The sequence below is a fragment of the Salinarimonas ramus genome, from assembly GCF_014645695.1.
Lineage (GTDB): Bacteria > Pseudomonadota > Alphaproteobacteria > Rhizobiales > Beijerinckiaceae > Salinarimonas > Salinarimonas ramus.
The window spans coordinates 108595-125288 of record NZ_BMMF01000014.1 but is presented as its reverse complement, the minus strand read 5'-3'; the positions used below and the strand labels follow the sequence as shown (position 1 = coordinate 125288).

Annotated in this window: 18 protein-coding genes and 1 pseudogene; 5 read left to right on the top strand and 14 right to left on the bottom strand. The window is 69.6% G+C overall.

The window, feature by feature from the left end; all coding sequences use genetic code 11:
- Window positions 1-23: 23 nt before the first annotated feature.
- Window positions 24-314 (top strand): hypothetical protein, encoded by a 291-nt coding sequence (locus tag IEX89_RS20635; protein WP_188915154.1) that lies wholly within the window; start codon window positions 24-26, stop codon window positions 312-314.
- A 4-nt stretch (window positions 315-318) separates the two neighbouring features.
- Here the strand turns inward: IEX89_RS20635 and IEX89_RS20630 are convergent, their stop codons facing one another.
- The 4 genes from IEX89_RS20630 to IEX89_RS20615 all read right to left on the bottom strand — a co-directional run bounded on the left by IEX89_RS20630 (window position 319) and on the right by IEX89_RS20615 (window position 3908).
- Window positions 319-1191 carry a Fic family protein gene (locus IEX89_RS20630; RefSeq protein WP_188915153.1) on the bottom strand — a complete coding sequence of 291 codons (873 nt, stop codon included), beginning with the start codon at window positions 1189-1191 and terminating at the stop codon, window positions 319-321.
- Window positions 1163-1363 carry a hypothetical protein gene (locus IEX89_RS20625; protein WP_188915152.1) on the bottom strand — a complete coding sequence of 67 codons (201 nt, stop codon included), beginning with the start codon at window positions 1361-1363 and terminating at the stop codon, window positions 1163-1165. The genes IEX89_RS20630 and IEX89_RS20625 overlap by 29 nt, the downstream gene beginning before the upstream one ends.
- 108 nt (window positions 1364-1471) lie before the next feature.
- Entirely contained in the window at window positions 1472-3277 is a 1806-nt protein-coding gene (gene aspS, locus IEX89_RS20620; RefSeq protein ID WP_188915231.1) for an aspartate--tRNA ligase, read from the bottom strand.
- 124 nt (window positions 3278-3401) lie between these two features.
- Window positions 3402-3908, bottom strand: coding sequence for an outer membrane protein assembly factor BamE (locus IEX89_RS20615; protein WP_188915151.1), 507 nt, complete (start codon window positions 3906-3908; stop codon window positions 3402-3404).
- A gap of 113 nt (window positions 3909-4021) precedes the next feature.
- On the opposite strand from IEX89_RS20615, the gene IEX89_RS20610 reads away from it, so the two are divergent.
- The 4 genes and pseudogenes from IEX89_RS20610 (at window position 4022) to IEX89_RS20595 (ending at window position 7212) form a co-directional block, all read left to right on the top strand.
- Window positions 4022-4594 carry a ubiquinol-cytochrome C chaperone family protein gene (locus IEX89_RS20610; RefSeq protein WP_188915150.1) on the top strand — a complete coding sequence of 191 codons (573 nt, stop codon included), beginning with the start codon at window positions 4022-4024 and terminating at the stop codon, window positions 4592-4594.
- Window positions 4591-5109 (top strand): YceD family protein, encoded by a 519-nt coding sequence (locus IEX89_RS20605; RefSeq protein WP_188915149.1) that lies wholly within the window; start codon window positions 4591-4593, stop codon window positions 5107-5109. Before IEX89_RS20610 ends, IEX89_RS20605 begins: the two co-directional genes overlap by 4 nt.
- Window positions 5110-5355: 246 nt before the next feature.
- Window positions 5356-5934, top strand: a pseudogene (gene mobB, locus IEX89_RS20600) (molybdopterin-guanine dinucleotide biosynthesis protein B); the annotation flags it as partial.
- A gap of 24 nt (window positions 5935-5958) precedes the next feature.
- Window positions 5959-7212, top strand: a complete 1254-nt coding sequence (locus IEX89_RS20595; RefSeq protein ID WP_188915147.1) for a molybdopterin molybdotransferase MoeA — start codon at window positions 5959-5961, stop codon at window positions 7210-7212.
- Between the two features lie 96 nt (window positions 7213-7308).
- Here the strand turns inward: IEX89_RS20595 and IEX89_RS20590 are convergent, their stop codons facing one another.
- The 10 genes from IEX89_RS20590 to IEX89_RS20545 all read right to left on the bottom strand — a co-directional run bounded on the left by IEX89_RS20590 (window position 7309) and on the right by IEX89_RS20545 (window position 16689).
- Window positions 7309-8409, bottom strand: coding sequence for a branched-chain amino acid ABC transporter substrate-binding protein (locus IEX89_RS20590; protein WP_188915146.1), 1101 nt, complete (start codon window positions 8407-8409; stop codon window positions 7309-7311).
- A gap of 131 nt (window positions 8410-8540) precedes the next feature.
- Window positions 8541-8906, bottom strand: a complete 366-nt coding sequence (locus IEX89_RS20585; protein ID WP_188915145.1) for a DUF6867 family protein — start codon at window positions 8904-8906, stop codon at window positions 8541-8543.
- Between the two features lie 12 nt (window positions 8907-8918).
- Window positions 8919-9644: an ABC transporter ATP-binding protein gene (locus IEX89_RS20580; RefSeq protein WP_244645612.1), complete on the bottom strand. Its 726-nt coding sequence runs from the start codon at window positions 9642-9644 to the stop codon at window positions 8919-8921.
- Window positions 9641-10549, bottom strand: a complete 909-nt coding sequence (locus IEX89_RS20575; protein WP_188915144.1) for an ABC transporter ATP-binding protein — start codon at window positions 10547-10549, stop codon at window positions 9641-9643. The genes IEX89_RS20580 and IEX89_RS20575 overlap by 4 nt, the downstream gene beginning before the upstream one ends.
- Complete coding sequence (livM, locus tag IEX89_RS20570) at window positions 10549-11883, bottom strand: high-affinity branched-chain amino acid ABC transporter permease LivM (protein ID WP_188915143.1); 1335 nt, start codon at window positions 11881-11883, stop codon at window positions 10549-10551. The genes IEX89_RS20575 and livM overlap by 1 nt, the downstream gene beginning before the upstream one ends.
- Entirely contained in the window at window positions 11883-12797 is a 915-nt protein-coding gene (locus tag IEX89_RS20565; protein WP_188915142.1) for an ABC transporter permease subunit, read from the bottom strand. Before IEX89_RS20565 ends, livM begins: the two co-directional genes overlap by 1 nt.
- Before the next feature lie 338 nt (window positions 12798-13135).
- Entirely contained in the window at window positions 13136-13621 is a 486-nt protein-coding gene (gene bfr, locus IEX89_RS20560) for a bacterioferritin (RefSeq protein WP_188915141.1), read from the bottom strand.
- Window positions 13622-13753: 132 nt separating this feature from the next.
- On the bottom strand, window positions 13754-14002 hold the full coding sequence (locus IEX89_RS20555; RefSeq protein ID WP_188915140.1) for a (2Fe-2S)-binding protein: 249 nt from the start codon (window positions 14000-14002) through the stop codon (window positions 13754-13756).
- 189 nt (window positions 14003-14191) lie between these two features.
- Complete coding sequence (gene ccoS / locus IEX89_RS20550) at window positions 14192-14398, bottom strand: cbb3-type cytochrome oxidase assembly protein CcoS (RefSeq protein ID WP_188915139.1); 207 nt, start codon at window positions 14396-14398, stop codon at window positions 14192-14194.
- Complete coding sequence (locus IEX89_RS20545; RefSeq protein WP_188915138.1) at window positions 14395-16689, bottom strand: heavy metal translocating P-type ATPase; 2295 nt, start codon at window positions 16687-16689, stop codon at window positions 14395-14397. Before IEX89_RS20545 ends, ccoS begins: the two co-directional genes overlap by 4 nt.
- Window positions 16690-16694: the final 5 nt, after the last annotated feature.

Sequence of the window (16694 nt, the reverse complement as noted above, 5' to 3'; positions counted from 1 at the left end):
CGCATACCCACCCGGAGGACACGATGCGCCGCACGATCGCCGCCGCCGCCCTGCTCGCACTCTCGTCGTCGCCCGCGCTCGCCCAGCAGACCGAGGCCGATCCCTTCATCTGGACCGATCCGGACACGGGCTGCGCCTATCTCGTGGCGCCCGGCACCGGCATCACGCCGCGCCTGCGGGCGGAGGGCGTCCCGGACTGCCCGGAATCGGACATCCGCCTGAGCGAGAGCTTCGAACGCACGTTGCGCGAGAGCAGCCGCGCGCTCGGCGACGCGTTCGAGGAGCTGGGCCGGCGGCTGGAGGAGGGACGCTGACGGTTCAGCCCGCGAGCAGCGTGAACGTGCCGAGGATGAGCGCAGCGAGCAACGCGGCGAGCCCCGCCGTGATGGCGGGGTGCTTCTCGAACCATCCGATGATCCCGCGCCGTGACGCCTCGTCGACGACAATCGGCTCGGCCGGCCCCGCAGCAAAGCTCGCCGGCTTCTCCACGGTCGCGAGAACGCGGTCGAGCTCGTGCCGCGTCTGCGCGTCGAGGTTCGCCCCGACCGGCTGGCCGCTGACCTTCTGGTAGAAATCGAGAAGCTGAGTCGCGAGGCACTTGCTTACGAGGTCCTCCAGATGAGAGACGTCGACGTCACCAGCGACCGATCGCGCATCCGCATGCTCGAGCGCGGCGTAATAAGGGGCCTTGTTGCGCGAGATCTGCTCGGGAATGGTGAGCGTGCCCGGGAGCCTCGTTCCGCTGTGCAGGCAGAGGATCAGGTACGAGACGATGCGAGCCGTACGCCCGTTCCCGTCGGCGAAGGGATGGATCCAATTGATGCGCCAGAGAGCATAGGACGCGAGGTGGAGCGACGTCCGGCGCTCCCAATTCTCGTTGACGTAGTCGCACAGCTCCTCGACATGGCGCGGGACTTCGTCCGCCCTCGGCGGCTCGTGTGCGCTGCCTCGGATCTTGACGCCCGCGGGCCGGAAATTGCCCGCCGAGGCGCTGATGCGGTCCATGAGCGTGCGATGAAGAGAGAGTATCTCGTATTGGCGGATGCGGCGCTCACCCGTGGCGAGCTTCCGCTCCAAAAGCGACATCGCTTCGTCGTACTGGGCGAGGGCGTTCTCGGATTCGATCTGTCCGATCAGCCTCGGGTCGGTGACGAGGCTGGGCTCATCGGCTTCGCTGTGCCGGCTCGACATTCTGACCGCTCTTCAGCTTATCTGCAGCGCGGTCGACCATATCACGTGTTACGGTTTCATTTTCAATATGCGTCGTGCCATAAGCGAAGCTCCGACGCTGCTCTTCCTGCTGCTGATCCGTCATGCGGACCTTGCTCGCGAGGGAGATGAGGTGCTGCAAGCTCGCATTCATTGCGACGCGCTCCCGTCGTGATTCTCGTTGCCCAGGATGATAGGGGCCGCTGAGCGTCGGGTAAACGCCCAACGGACCCCGATCGTCTCCGCCCCTCGCTGGTCGCGATCACTCCGGCAGGTTGAGCCGGATGTGCAGCTCGCGCAGCTGCTTCGCCGTGACCTCGGAGGGCGCGCCCATGAGAAGGTCCTCGGCCTTCTGGTTCATGGGGAAGAGCACGACCTCGCGCAGGTTCTGCTCGCCGCACAGAAGCATGACGATGCGGTCGATACCCGGCGCGATGCCGCCGTGGGGCGGGGCGCCGAGCGAGAGGGCGCGCAGCATGCCGCCGAACTTCGCCTCGAGCACGTCCGCGCCGTAGCCCGCGAGCCCGAAGGCCTTGCGCATGATCTCGGGGCGGTGGTTACGGATGGCGCCCGACGAGAGCTCGATCCCGTTGCAGACGATGTCGTACTGGAACGCGGTGATCCCGAGGATCTCGTCGGCATCGGCGGGGTCGAGCGCCTGGAACGCGTCGAGATCGTAGTTGGGCATGGAGAACGGGTTGTGGGAGAACTCGACCTTCTTGTTCTCCTCGTCCCACTCGTACATCGGGAAGTCGGTGATCCAGCAGAAGGCGTACTGGTCCGCGTCGATGAGGCCGAGCTCCTCGCCCAGCCGGATTCGCGCCTTGCCGGCGAGCGCCACCGCCTTGCCCTTGTCGCCGGCGGAGAAGAACACCGCGTCGCCCGCCTTCGCACCGGCGGCCTGCGCGATCAGCCCCTGCACCTCGGCGGGGATGAACTTCGCGATCGGCCCTTTGCCGACGAGGGCGCCGCCCTCCTCCTCGAAGATCACGTAGCCGAGCCCGGCAGCGCCCTCGGAGCGGGCCCAGTCGTTGAGCTTGTCGAAGAACGAGCGCGGCTGCCCGCCCGCGCCGGGCGCGGGGATGGCGCGCACGACGCCGCCGTGCTTCACGATGTTCTTGAAGGCGTTGAAGGTCACGTCCTCGCGGGCGAACAGCTCGGTCACGTCGGCGAGGCGGATGGGGTTGCGCAGGTCCGGCTTGTCGACGCCGTACTCGAGCATCGCCTGAGCGTAGGGGATGCGCGGGAAGACCGGCGTCACGCGCTTGCCGTCCGCGAATTCCTCGAACACGCCGCGCAGCACGGGCTCGACCGCCTGGAACACGTCCTCCTGCGTGACGAAGCTCATCTCGACGTCGAGCTGGTAGAACTCGCCCGGAGAGCGATCGGCGCGGGCGTCCTCGTCGCGGAAGCAGGGCGCGATCTGGAAGTAGCGGTCGAAGCCCGACATCATGACGAGCTGCTTGAACTGCTGGGGCGCCTGCGGCAGCGCGTAGAACTTGCCCGGATGGAGCCGCGAGGGCACGAGGAAGTCGCGCGCGCCCTCGGGCGAGGAGGCCGTGAGGATCGGCGTCTGGAACTCGAAGAAGCCCTGCCCCTTCATGCGGGCGCGGATCGAATCGATGATCTTGCCGCGCTTCATGATGTTCTGGTGCAGCTTCTCGCGACGCAGGTCGAGGAAGCGGTACTTGAGGCGAATGTCCTCGGGATAGTCCTGATCGCCGAAGACGGGCATCGGCAGCTCGGCCGCGGCGCCCAGCACCTCGAGATCGGTGATGTACACCTCGATCTGCCCCGTCGGCAGGTCCGCGTTCTCGGTGCCGGCGGGGCGCTTCTTCACCCGGCCGTCGACGCGGATCACCCATTCCGAGCGGCAGCTCTCCGCCGTCTTGAACGCCTGGCTGTCGGGGTCCACGACGATCTGGGTGATGCCGTAATGGTCGCGCAGGTCGATGAAGAGCACGCCGCCATGGTCGCGGATGCGATGGCACCAGCCGGACAGGCGCACGGTCGCGCCCACGTCGCTCTCGCGCAGGCCGGCGCAGGTGTGGGAGCGATAGCGATGCATCGACGTCTCGGCGGGGTTGGGGGCGGTCATGGATCGACCCTCGTTCACGGGAATTGGACCGCGCGCACCATTCATGCGGGCGGTGGGATGTCAAGGGAAGGCGGAATGCGCGAGGCGCGTCCGCTCAGCTGCCGCCGCCGACGAGCGGATTCCAGCTCGTCACGCCGCGGAAGAGCTGGCGCACGAAGCTCTGCTCGGCGCCGCCGGTGGGCGTCTCGCGGGAGATGAAGTCGAAGATCACGCCGTCCTCCAGCCCGTAGAGCGCCTTGCGCTCGACGCGCAGCTGGGGCGTGAAGTAGATCGCCGCGACGCGCTGGTCGACGACCTCCTGGCGCATGAAGGCCGCGCGGCGCCGCGCCGTCTGGCTGATGTAGTACCAGGACTGGTTCCCCACCGTGGAGACGGTGGAGGGCGTGCCCATGAGCTCCAGCACCTGCTGGGCGCCCATGCCCGGCGTCACCTGCTCGAGCGCGGCCTCGTCGAGGATGTAGCCGCGCTGGAAGTCCTCGGACATCGGCGCGATCGTCTGCGTGCAGCCGGCGGCGAGGCTCGCGGCTGCGCCGGCGGCGGCGAGGCGCAGGAGGCCGCGGCGGCTGATCTGCGGTGCGGGATGACGCTCGTCGAAACGCATGTTCGGGGTGTCCGGGCTCGGGATGCGGCACGAGGAAGCTTGCGCCGCGCCGGCGAGTAGGCTTATCCCCGACCTAGACCCTTTGGCAAGGCGCGACAACCCGAGCGAGGCCGATGATCCTGCGTTTCTTCCGGCGCGACCCGCGCCGCGAGCTCGTCGAGAGCCTGTACACGCGCATCGCGCAAGCGTCGCGCCAGCCGGGCCTCTATACGGAGGCCGAGGTGCCCGACACCGTGGAGGGGCGCTTCGAATGCCTCTCCCTGCACGTCATCCTCACCTTCCGGCACTTGCGCACCCTCCCCGCCCCCGCCGCGGACGTGAACCAGGATCTCGCGGACGCGCTGTTTCGCGCGCTGGACCTGTCGCTGCGCGAGATGGGCGTGGGCGACCTCGCGGTGCCCAAGAAGATGAAGACGCTGGCGGAGGCCTTCTACGGGCGCGCCCGCGCCTACGATCCGCTGCTCGACGCGCGCGACCTCGAGGCGCTCGCGGTGTCGCTCCAGCGCAACGTCACCGGCGGCGAGGAACCCGCGCGGCGCCTCGCCGCTTACGCGCTCGACGCGGAAGCCGGGCTGAAGGGCCAGGATCTCGACGCGATCCTCGCCGACGGCCCGATCTTTCCCACCCTGGAGGCGGGCGACGCGGCCGACGACGTGCCGGCGAACCCGCCAGGAGAGACACGATGAGCGAAGACACCCTCCCCCTCTCCCGCCTCGTCTCCGTCGATCGCCTGCCGGGGCGCGGCGAGGTCGTGCGCGTGGAGGCGAGCGAGGCCGAGCGCGAGGCGCTGGCGCGCGCCTTCAAGCTGCCGGCGATCCATGCGCTGCTCGGCGAGTTCCGGGTGTCGGGGGACGCCAAGCGCGCCGGCGTCACCGGGACGGTGCGCGGACGCGTGGTGCAGACCTGCGTCGTCACGCTCGAGCCCTTCGAGGCGGAGATCGTCGAGGAGGTGGACGTCGACTTCGCGCCCGCGAGCGAGCCGACGACGGAGGAGGAAGCGGCCCTGCGCGAGATCGATCCGCCCGACGAGATCATCGACGGCAAGATCGACCTGGGCGCGCTGACCGCGGAATTCCTGGCGCTGGGACTCGATCCCTATCCGAGGAAGCCCGGCGTCGATTTCGACCCGGTGATCGAGGACGAGGAGGTCTCGCCCTTCGACAAGCTGAAGGACCTCAAGGGCCCGAAAGGCGGGGGGTGATCGGAGGCGCCCGAGAGCCCCGTCCGGAACAGCAGCCGGGCGGCGGCCCACCGGAGCCGCCGCCCGTGCTGGTCTCACCCGCTCGTCTCAGACGAAGCCGACGAGCGACAGGATCGCGATCACGATGACGACGAGACCGACCGCGTAGATGATGCCGTTCATGGGAAATCCCTCCGTTCGGCGTGTGTGGCGCCTCAACGGGGAGCGTGGGCGTAACGTTCCCGAGCAGATGCTCGCGAGCGGGGTTCGCGCATGCGCGTGATCGGCATCACCGGCTGGAGCGGCGCGGGCAAGACCACGCTCGTGACGAAGCTGATCCCGGCGCTCGCCGGGCGCGGCCTCACGGTCGCGACCATGAAGCACGCCCACCACGGCTTCGACGTCGATCAGCCCGGCAAGGACAGCCGCCTGCATCGCGATGCCGGCGGCCGCGAGGTGCTGGTGGCCTCGGGCCGGCGCGTCGCCCTCGTTCGCGAGCTCGCCCCCGACGAGCCCGAGCCCTCCCTCGGCGCGCTGCTCGCCCGGCTCTCGCCGGCGGACGTGGTCCTCGTCGAGGGCTGGAAGGGCTGGGCGCATCCCAAGATCGCCGTGCATCGCGCGGCCAACGGCGCGCCGCCGCTGCACGGAACGCTCGCATCCGTGCGTGCGGTCGCGAGCGACGTACCCCTGCCCGACGCCATCGTGCCCGTGATCGACCTCGACGACGTCGAGGCGATCGCCGACGCGGTCTTGCGCCACGGGGAGGAACGCGACACCCTCCTGCCCGCGCTCCAGGCCCCCGTGATGACGCTCGCACGGCCGAAGCGACGAGACGACGAGATCTAGACCGATACGAGGCGGACGGCGCGGATGGCCCAGCTCTCCAATGATTGCTTCGCCTTCGGCGGCGCCTTGATGCGGCTCGACGAGGCGCGCGCGCTCGTCGCCGCGCGCCTCTCGCCGGTGGTCGGCGTGGAGAATGTCCCGCTCTTCGCCGCCGACGGACGCGTGCTCGCGGACGACATCGGCGCGCCGATCCCGCTGCCGCCCTTCTTCAACTCCGCCGTCGACGGCTACGCCGTGCGCTTCGCCGACCTCACGCCGGGCGCCGAGACGCGCCTGCCGGTGGCGGGACGCCTCCCCGCCGGCGCTGCGGCGGGCGCCGTGCCGGGCGCGGGATCGGCCGTGCGCATCTTCACGGGCGCGGCCATGCCGGAGGGCTTCGACACGGTCTTCATGCAGGAGGACGCCGTGCGCGAGGAGGGCGACGTCGTCCTGCCCGCGGGCCTCTCGCGCGGCGCCAACGCGCGGCGCGCGGGCGAGGACGTGGAGGCGGGGGCGCGCGTGCTGGGCGCCGGCCATCGCCTCTCGCCGCGCGACCTCGCCCTCCTCGCGGGGCTCGGCCTGTCCGAGGTCGCGGTTCGCCGACGCCTGCGGGTGGGCATCTTCTCCACCGGCGACGAGCTCGTCGCGCCGGGGAGCCCGCTCGGGCCCGCGCAGCTCTACGACGCCAATCGCGCCATGCTCCTCGCGCTGGCCGCGCGGGCCGGCTGCGAGCCCCGCGATCTCGGCATCCTGCCGGACGGTCGGGACGCGGTGCGCGATGCGCTCGCCGCGGCCGCGGGGGACGTCGACCTCCTCGTCACCTCGGGGGGCGTCTCCACGGGGGAGGAGGATCACGTCAAGGCGGCGGTGGAGGCGGCCGGCGCGCTCACCTTCTGGCGGGTTGGAATCAAGCCCGGGCGGCCGGTGGCGCTCGGCGTCGTCGGCGGCACGGCTTTCGTGGGCCTGCCGGGGAACCCGGCCGCGGTGCTCGTGACCTTCGCCATGCTCGCGCGCCCTCTGATCGCGCGGCTCGCCGGCGAGACCTGGCGGCGCCCCCTCGCCTTCCCGGTGCGATCCGGCTTCGCCTATCGCAAGAAGGCGGGGCGGCGCGAATACGTGCGCTGTGCGCTCGCGCCGGACGGGGCGGGCGGCCTCATGGCCCTCAAGCACCCGCGCGAGGGGGCGGGCGTCGTCACCTCGCTGACGGAGACCGCGGGGCTGGTGGAGCTTCCGGAGGACACGACCGCCATCGCCGCGGGCGACGTCGTCGGGTTTCTGCCCTGGTCGAGCCTGCTCTGACGCGCGACACCGGACCGAGAACGCGAAAGCCCCCGCGCGGTGGCGCGGGGGCTCCCGGTCGAGGGGAACGAGAGCGGGCGCGAGGCCCGCACCCGATCACATCTCGCGATAGGTGCCGTCTTCCCAGACGTACCAGACGTAGTTCGCCTCGGTCGGATCGCCGACCTCGTTGAAGTCGATCTGGCCGAGAACCGTGTCGAAGGTGTTCTCGTCGAGCGCGGAGACGACCGCGTCGAAGTCCGTCGAGCCGGCGGCCTCGACCGCGTCGGCCCAGGCCTGGATCGCGGCGTAGGTGTAGAGGACGTAGCCCTCCGGGTTCACGCCCTTCTCCTCGAAGGCGGCGACGACCTCGGCGGCCGACTCGTACTTACGCGGGTCGGGCGAGAAGGTCATCATGACGCCGTTGCCGAGATCGCCGGTGATCGACCAGAACTCGTCGGTGACGAGCGCGTCGCCGGAGACCATCTGCGCCTCGAGGCCCTGCTCGCGCATCTGGCGCAGGATGAGGCCGGCCTCGGTGTGGTAGCCGCCGATGTAGACCGCGCCGATGCCCTCGGCGTTCAGGCGCGACACGAGCGCCGAGTAGTCGCGCTCGCCCGGCGTGTAGGCCTCGAACATGGTCGGCTCGACGCCCGCCGCCGTCATGGCGTTGCGGGTCTCTTCCGCGAGGCCCTGGCCGTAGGCCGTGCGGTCGTGGAGGATGGCGACGTTGCCCTCGGGGAAGTTCTCCGCGAGGTAGCTGCCCGCCACGACGCCCTGCTTGTCGTCACGGCCGCAGACGCGATAGATGCCCGGGCCGGGACGCTCGTCGGTGAAGGCCGGGTTGGTCGAGGCCGGGGAGATCTGGATGATGCCCTCCTCGGAATAGACCGCCGAGGCCGGGATCGACGAGCCGGAGCAGAAGTGGCCGGCCACGAAGACCACGCCCTCGCCCACGAACTGGTTGGCGACGTTCACGGCCTGGCGGGGATCGCAGGCGTCGTCGCCGATCACGAGGCGCAGCATCTCGCCGTTGACGCCGCCGGCGGCATTGATCTGCTCCACCGCCATCTCGGCGCCGAGGCGGAACTGCTCGCCGAAGGAGGCGTACTGGCCGGTCATCGGGCCGGCGGCCCCGATCACGATCTCGGCGGAGGCCGGCACGGAGGCCGCCATCAGCGCGCCGAACGCCACACCTGTCAGCATCTTCTTGGTCATCGGTTCGTTCCCTTCTTTCGGATTCGACACCCCCGGCGCGGGAGCCCGCTCGCGGGCTCCCTCCGGGTTACGGCCGCGCCGCAGCCGCTATTCCTGCGCGTTTCGCGCAGCTTGTCGACGGTCTTTCGCCGTCATTCCGTCCGCCCGTTCGCCGCACCCGCGCGCGGCCGCCAGGTCAGGGGCGAGGCCGACTCGAAGGCGAAGCGGTATTGCCGCGTCATCAGCCCCGCGAGCGTGGCGCGGTGGCCGAACCAGGCGATGATCATCAGGATGATCGTGTCCACGACGTAGTAGTGCAGGCTGAAGAGGCTTCCGCCGAAGAGCGAGAAGTGGATGAAGCGGCATGCCGCGCCGAGCAGCAGCATCCACGCTCCGGCCTGCCAGTACGGCTCCCAGCCACGCGCGATGGCGCGCCCCGACATCCAGGCCGCACCGCCCGCGAGGACGATCGTCACGAAGAAGAAGACCCAGAAGGACGTCTCCCAGAGAATGCCCATCGTCCCCTCCCCTCAGTGCCGTCCGCCTTCGAGGTAGGCCGCGCGGACCTCCTCCTTCGCGAGGAGCTCGCGCCCGCCGCCCGTCATGGTGATGAGCCCGTTGACCATCACGTAGCCGCGATGGGCGAGCTTGAGCGCGTGGTACGCGTTCTGCTCCACGAGGAAGACGGTGAGCCCGTCCTGCTCGTTGAGCGTCTTGAGGCTCTCGAAGATCTGCTTGACGATGAGCGGCGCCAGCCCGAGCGACGGCTCGTCGAGGAGGAGCAGCTTGGGCCGGCTCATCAGCGCGCGGGCGATGGCGAGCATCTGCTGCTCCCCGCCCGAGAGCGTACCGCCGCGCTGGTGCATGCGCTCCTTGAGGCGGGGGAAGAAGGCGAAGACCTTCTCCAGGTCCGATTGGAAATGCGTGCCGTCCGTGATGGCGGCGCCCATCTGCAGGTTCTCGAACACCGTCATGCGCGGGAAGATGCGCCGCCCCTCCGGAGACTGGGCGATGGAGAGCCGCGCGATCTTGTGGGTGGGCATGCGCGTGATGTCCTCGCCCATGTAGGTGATCGAGCCTTCGCGCGCCTGCGGCTTGCCGAAGATCGTCATCATCAGGGTGGACTTGCCGGCGCCGTTGGCGCCGATCAGCGTGACGATCTCGCCCTGGTTGACGGTCACGTCCACGCCGCGCAGCGCGACGATGTTGCCGTAATAGGTCTTGACGCCGGAGACGTCGAGCATCGCCTGGCTCATTGCGTCACCTCCGCCTCGACGGCATCCACCTCTTCGTCGTCGACGCCGAGATAGGCCGCGATGACCTTCGGGTCGTTCTTGACGAAGTCCGGCGCGCCGTCGGAGATCTTCTTGCCGTAGTCGAGCACCACCACGTGATCGGAAATCTCCATGACGACGCTCATGTCGTGCTCGATGAGGAGGAGCGAGGTCTGCTCCTCGCGCTTGATGCCGAGCAGCAGCTCGTTGAGCTCGGCCGATTCGCGCGGATTGAGGCCTGCCGCGGGCTCGTCCAGGCACAGGAGCACGGGATCCGAGCACATGGCGCGGGCGATCTCGAGCCGGCGCTGGTCGCCGTAGGCGAGGCTCGCCGCCGGCTCGTCGGCCCGATGGATGAGGTTGATGCGCTCGAGCCACCCCTTCGCCCGCTCGATGGCCGCGCGCTCCGCATGGCGATAGCGCGGGGCGCCGACGAGGCCGAGGAAGGTGAAGCCGGAGGCGCGCATCAGGTAATGGTGCTGCGCCACCATGAGGTTCTCGAGCACCGTCATGCCGCCGAACAGGCGGATGTTTTGGAAGGTGCGCGCCACCTTGGCCTTGGCGTTGACGTCGTGGTCGGCCATGCGCTCGAGCAGGTAGAGGGCCTGCCCCTCCCCGCTCCAGGACTGGCGCGGCGAGGCCGTCAGCTCGTCGGTATGCGCGAAGGCGTCGCTGGAGCCGTGGGCGAGCGCCATGCGGCCCTCGGTCGGCTTGTAGAAGCCGGTGATGCAGTTGAACACCGTCGTCTTGCCGGCGCCGTTGGGCCCGATGAGGGCGGTGATCTCGCCGCGGCGCGCCTCGAAGGAGAGGTCGTCCACGGCGACGAGGCCGCCGAAGCGCATCGTCAGATGATCGATGCGCAGGATCGTGTCCGTCGCGTGCGCCATCAGCCGTGCCCCTGCGAAACCATGTCGGCGCCGACCTTCTTGCGTTCCTTCAGGTAGACCGAGGGAGCGCGCGAGGACACGAGGCCGCGCGGACGCCAGACCATGATGAGCACCATCATCATTCCGAACACGAGCATGCGGTACTGCTCGAACTCGCGGAAGTACTCGAAGCCGCCGATCATCACCACGGCCGCGATGGCGACGCCGAGCTGCGAGCCCATGCCGCCGAGCACGACGATGGCGAGGATGAGCGCCGATTCGATGAAGGTGAAGCTCTCGGGCGAGATGAAGCCCTGGCGGGTGGCGAAGAACGCGCCGGCGAGGCCGCCGAAGCCCGCGCCGATGGCGAAGGCGGTGAGCTTCGTGCGCACGATCGACAGGCCGAGCGAGCGGCAGGCGATCTCGTCCTCGCGCATGGCCTCCCAGGCGCGCCCGATGGGCAGCTTGCGCAGCCGCACGCTGACGAGGTGGGTGACGAAGGCGAGCACCAGGATCACGTAGTAGAGGAAGATGATCCGGTGCATCGACGAGAACTCGAGGCCGAAATAGGCCGCGAAGCCGTCGTCGCCCCGCGAGAACTCGAGCCCGAAGAAGGACGGCCGCGGGATCTGGCCGATGCCGTTGGGACCGCCGGTGAACTCGGACCAGTTCAAGAGGACGACGCGTATGATCTCGCCGAAGGCCAGCGTGACGATGGCGAGGTAGTCGCCCCTCAGCCGCAGGACGGGGAAGCCCAGGATGATCCCCCAGAAGCAGGCCAGGATGAAGGCCAGCGGCAGGCAGGCCCAGAAGCCGAGATCGAAATAGCTCGCCAGCAGCGCATAGGAATACGCGCCCACCGCGTAGAAGGCGACATAGCCGAGGTCGAGCAGACCCGCGAGCCCGACCACGATGTTCAGGCCCCAGCCCAGCATCACGTAGGTGAGGACGAGCGTGCCCAGATCGACGTGGTAGCGCTCGGCGCCGGGCAGGAAGGGCAGCGTCAGCGCGACCGCGATGAGGATGACGCCGATCGCCGTGCCGGTGGAGCCGCCGTACTTCTGCAGGCCCTTCGGCATCAGGTCGTCGAGCTTTCCGCCGGGACGGCGCCAGATCGTCAGGTTGAGCACGAGACGGCCCACGAAGACGATGCCGACCGCCCAGAGGACGCGCTCCCAATGCTGCTCGAGGATGAGCCCGGTGGGCTCCTGCTCGGTCTTGAGGCCCATGATCACGCCGAACAGGCCGAGCGCGAGAAGGGCGGAGAACAGCGCGTCCTTGAACGCGTGCGCGAGATCGTGCGCGGGGGCCGGCGGCGCGACGGCGCTCGCGGGCTTGGCAGGGGTCGCCGTCATCAGACCTTCTCCACCTCGGGCTTGCCGAGGAGACCCGTCGGCAGGAAGATGAGCACGATCGCCAGGATGGCGAACACGGCCACGTCCTTGTACTCGCTCGAGAAATAGCCGGCCCAGAAGGCCTCGATGAGCCCGATCAGGAGCCCGCCGAGCATGGCGCCGGGAAGCGAGCCGATGCCGCCGAGCACGGCCGCGGTGAAGGCCTTCACGCCGGCGATGAAGCCGATGAAGAAGTCGATGACGCCGTAGTACATCAGGTACATCGTGCCGGCGACCGCCGCGAGCGCGGCCCCCATGACGAAGGTCAGGGAGATGGTGCGATCGACGTCGATGCCGAGCAGCGCGGCCATCTTCTGGTCCTGCTCGCAGGAGCGCTGGGCGCGCCCGAGCGATGTCTTCGCGACGATGAGCGAGAACACGGTCATCAGCACGATCGTCGTGACGATGATCAGGATCTGGATCGTCGAGATCCGCACGTCGAACAGCTCGCCCTCGTGGAGGGTGATGCCGCCGGTGAAGACCGGCTGGATCGCCTTCACGCGCGCGCCCTGCACGATCTGGATGTAGTTCTGCAGCACGATCGACATGCCGATGGCCGAGATCAGAGGCGCCAGGCGGAAGGAGCCGCGCAACGGCCGATACGCCACCCGCTCCACGGTCCAGCCGTATAGCGAGGAGATCAGCATGGCGAAGATCAGCACGAGGACCAGCGCCAGCGGAACCGCCGTGATCCCGACGGCGAGCAGCACGAGGAACGCGATGAGCGCCGCGAAGGCGCTGACCATGAACACGTCGCCGTGCGCGAAGTTGATCATGCCGATGATGCCGTAGACCATCGTGTAGCCGATGGCGATCAGCCCGTAGATCGAGCCGAGCGTCAGCCCGTTGATGAGCTGCTGGAGAAAGTAATCCATTTAAGCGACAGCCTCGTGCCGTGCGGGCGCCCGACGGCGTCCATCCGTGCCCGCATCCCGTTCCCCACCGCTTTTCGCGGCGTTCTTCTACCTGCCACAATTAAGCCGGTCGGGGACGTGCCGTCCATAGCTTGGTGCAAAAAAAGTGATCAAGCCCGATCCGGCGGCAGAATGCGCCTTCAGCGGGAAATTCCGCGGCCCAACCGGGCTTCATGCGCACTTTCCACGCGAACGGACGGAAAGGAGCAGGCGCCGGTCGGCACCCGCTCCTCTTCGGTTGCTCGATTCGAGCTCACGCACGGTCCGGACCGTGCGTTCGCAGGGGAACGCCGGTCTCCTCAGTCGTCGCCTTCGAGCCCGCCGATGTGCTTCTGCGCATAGAGCTGCAGCCCGACCTGCTTGATCAGCTCGAGCTGCGTCTCGAGGAAGTCGATATGCCCCTCCTCGTCCGCGGCGAGCTCCTCGAACAGGTTCTTCGACACGCGGTCGTTGACGCTGTCGCAGTATTGGGCCGCTTCCAGGTAGAGGGCCCGGGCCTCGACCTCGGCGGCGAGGTCCGCCTCGATCACCTCGAGCACGTTCTGCCCGATGCGCAGCGGGTCCAGCTCCTGGAGGTTGGGGAAGCCCTCGAGGAAGATGATGCGCGTGACGAACTTGTCGGCGTGCTCCATCTCCTCGATGGATTCCTTGCGCCAGTATTTCGCCAGGTCCTTGTAGCCCCAATCGTCCAGGAGGCGGTAGTGGAGCCAGTACTGGTTGACCGCCGTCAGCTCGCTGCGCAGGCCGCGGTTGAGATAGTCGATGACCTTGGGATCGCCCTTCATGGCTCGCGTCGCCCCTTCTCAAAGTTTAGAATGATTCCAGGGAACGGACTATCGACCAGAATGCGCGCGATGGCAATGCGGGAAACGCCGAAGGCGGCGGCTCGATGACGAGACGAGAGGGAGAAACGCCGCTCAGGCCACCTTCGCCTGGTGCAGGCAGGTGGCGGCGCAGGCCGTCGTGCAGCCCTCGACGGCGTCCGCCGACGCCTCGGCGAAGCTCGCGTTCATGATCTTGCGGATCGTCGTCGCGCAGCGCCCGCAGCGCGGGCTGCAGCCCAGGCAGCGATAGACCTGTGCGGGCGTGCGCGGCCCCGCCCCGCCGGGCGCCATGCAGGCCTTGACCTGCGTGTCCGAAAGCACGTTGCAGGAGCAGACGATCATCGGGGCTTCCAGTTTAGAACCGCTAAAAACTGCGTTTATATTCAATGACTTAGCACGGATCCGGGAGACCTGGCAATACGGGCTGCCCCGTGCGGGCTTTCCCGCGGGCGCGACGGGAGGTCGCGCGCGGAGCGCGCCGCGGCGGCGATCGATCGAGCGGTGCGAGCGAAGGCTCTACCCCTCCGAAGCCTAGCTCCGATCGCGCGGCTTCGCGCCGTTGTCGCCGCTCCCCCGCCCCGGCCGCCGCTCCTCCGGCAGGTCGTCGTCGTCGAGGATGCGCACGGCGGCGCCTTCGAGGTCGTCGTACTGGCCCTTCTTGAGGGACCACAGGAAGGCGGCGAGGCCGAGCAGGCCGAGCCCCAGCGCGATGGGGAGCAGGTAGAGGATCACGTTCACGGGGCGACCTCCTCCAGGCGACGGCGCGGCGCCGCCGAACGGCCCGCGCGAACCGGCGCGCGTGAGCGCGTACGCGCCTGCGCGCGCAGCGCGTTCACGGTGACGACGATGGACGAGCCCGACATGGCCAGCGCCGCGACGAGCGGCGTCACGAAGCCGGCGACCGCGATCGGGACGGCCACGAGATTGTAGAGCGTCGCGAGCCAGAGGTTCTGGCGCATGATGCGGAGCGCACGACGGGTCAGCGCGACGGCGTCGGCGACGGGAAGCAGCCGGTCGCCGACGACGAGCGCGTCGGCGCAGGTCTGGGCGAGGTGGGAGGCGGAGATCGGCGAGAGCGAGGCGTGCGCCGCCGCCAGCGCGGGCGCGTCGTTGAGGCCGTCGCCGACCATCAGCACGCGGCGGCCCTGCGCCGTGAGGCTCTCGATGAGCGCCGTCTTGTCGCCGGGCTTCGCGCCGGCGTGCCACGTCTCGATCCCGACCGCCGCGGCCGCGCGCGAGACCGGCCCTTCGCGATCTCCGGAGACGATCAGGACGGCAAGGCCCATCCCCTTCAGCCGCGCCACGGTGGCGGCGGCGTCGTCCTTGAGCGTCTGGCGCAGCGTCAGCACCGCGCGACGCTCGCCGAGCGACACCGCGATGGCGGTGGCGTCGGGATCGGCGGCGAGGGCGCGGGCGGCCTCCTCGCGGGCGCCGCAGAAATCGGCCGAGCCGAGGCGGGCCTCGACGCCCTCGAAGCGCGCCACGACGCCGCGCCCCGGCTCCTCGCGCGCGTCGGCGAGGGGGCTGGTGTCGAGCCCGTCGCGGGAGGCGGCGAGCATCAGGGCCCGGGCGAGCGGGTGCGAGGAGGTCTGCGCCAGCCGCGCCGCCAGCGCGAGGAGGTCGTCGGGCGCGTCCGCCCGGTTGGCGATACGGGCTTCCGGCGTCGTGAGCGTGCCGGTCTTGTCGAGGACGACCGTGTCGCAGGCGGCGATGCGCTCGACGCCGTCGCCCGCCGAGAGCAGCACGCCCGCCTTGAACAGCGCGCCCGAGACGACGACCTGCACCGCCGGCACGGCGAGGCCGAGCGCGCAGGGGCAGGTGATGATCAGCACGGCCACCGCCGTGAGGATCGCGAAATGCGGCCCCGCGCCGTAGGCGAGCCAGCCGAGCGCCGTGAGGAGCGCGGTCGCGTGCACGACGGGCGAATACAGCCGCGCGGCGCGATCCGCGATGCGCACGTAGCGCGACTTGGCGAGCAGCGCCGCATCGAGGAGCTTGTTCACCTCCGCGACGAGGGAGCTCTCGGCGGCCGCCGTGGCGCGCACGACCAGCGCGCCCGAGACGTTGAGCGTGCCCGAATGCACGGTCGCGCCCGGCGCCACGGGCTCGTGCGCCGTCTCGCCGGTGACGAGGCTGGCGTCGATCTCGGAGGTGCCCTCCTCGACGATGCCGTCCACCGCGATCCTGTCCCCCGGTCGCACGGCGAGGCGCTCGCCCGCCTTGACGGCGAGGACCGGGATCTCGGTGACGCCGCCGTCGGCGTCGATGCGCCGCGCCGTGTCCCCGCGAAGGGCGATGAGGTTGCCCGCGACCGCGCGCGTGCGCTTGCGCATGGCCTGATCGAGGACGCGCCCCGCGAGCAGGAAGGCGAGGAGCATCACGGCGGAGTCGAAATAGGCGTGCGTCGCCGAATGCGCGGTCTCCCACAGGGAGACGCCCACCGCGAGCAGGACGCCCAGCGAGATCGGCACGTCCATGCCGAGCCCGCCGGCGCGAATCGAGCGGATCGCCGCCTTGAAGAAGGGCTGGCCGGAATAGGCCACCGCCGGGATCGCGATCAGCGCCGAGAGCCAGTGGAAGAGGTCACGCGTCTCGGGGTCGATGTCGGAGACGTTGCCCGACCAGACCGACACCGAGAGGAGCATGATGTTCATCGCCGCGAAGGCGGCGACGCCGAGCCGCGTCAGCAGGTCCTTGGTCTCGGCGCTCTCGATCGCCTCCTCGCGCGACTGCGTGAAGGGATAGGCGCGGTAGCCGAGCCGCTCGAGCCGCGCCACCGCGGCGGCGGCATCTGCGCCTTCGTCGAGGGTCACCGTGAGGCGGCGCGTCGTGTAGTTGAGCCGCGCGGCGCGCAGGCCGGGCGCGCCCGCCACGCCGTCCTCGATCTCGCGGATACAGGCGGCGCAGGTGATGCCGTCCACCGCGAGGTCGAGGCGGCAGGCACCGTCCTCGGCGGGCGTGACGAAGGCGGAATAGTCGACGCGGTCGGTCGTCGGGACGCCGGCCGCGAGCGCGGGGGAGACGCTCACGGGGA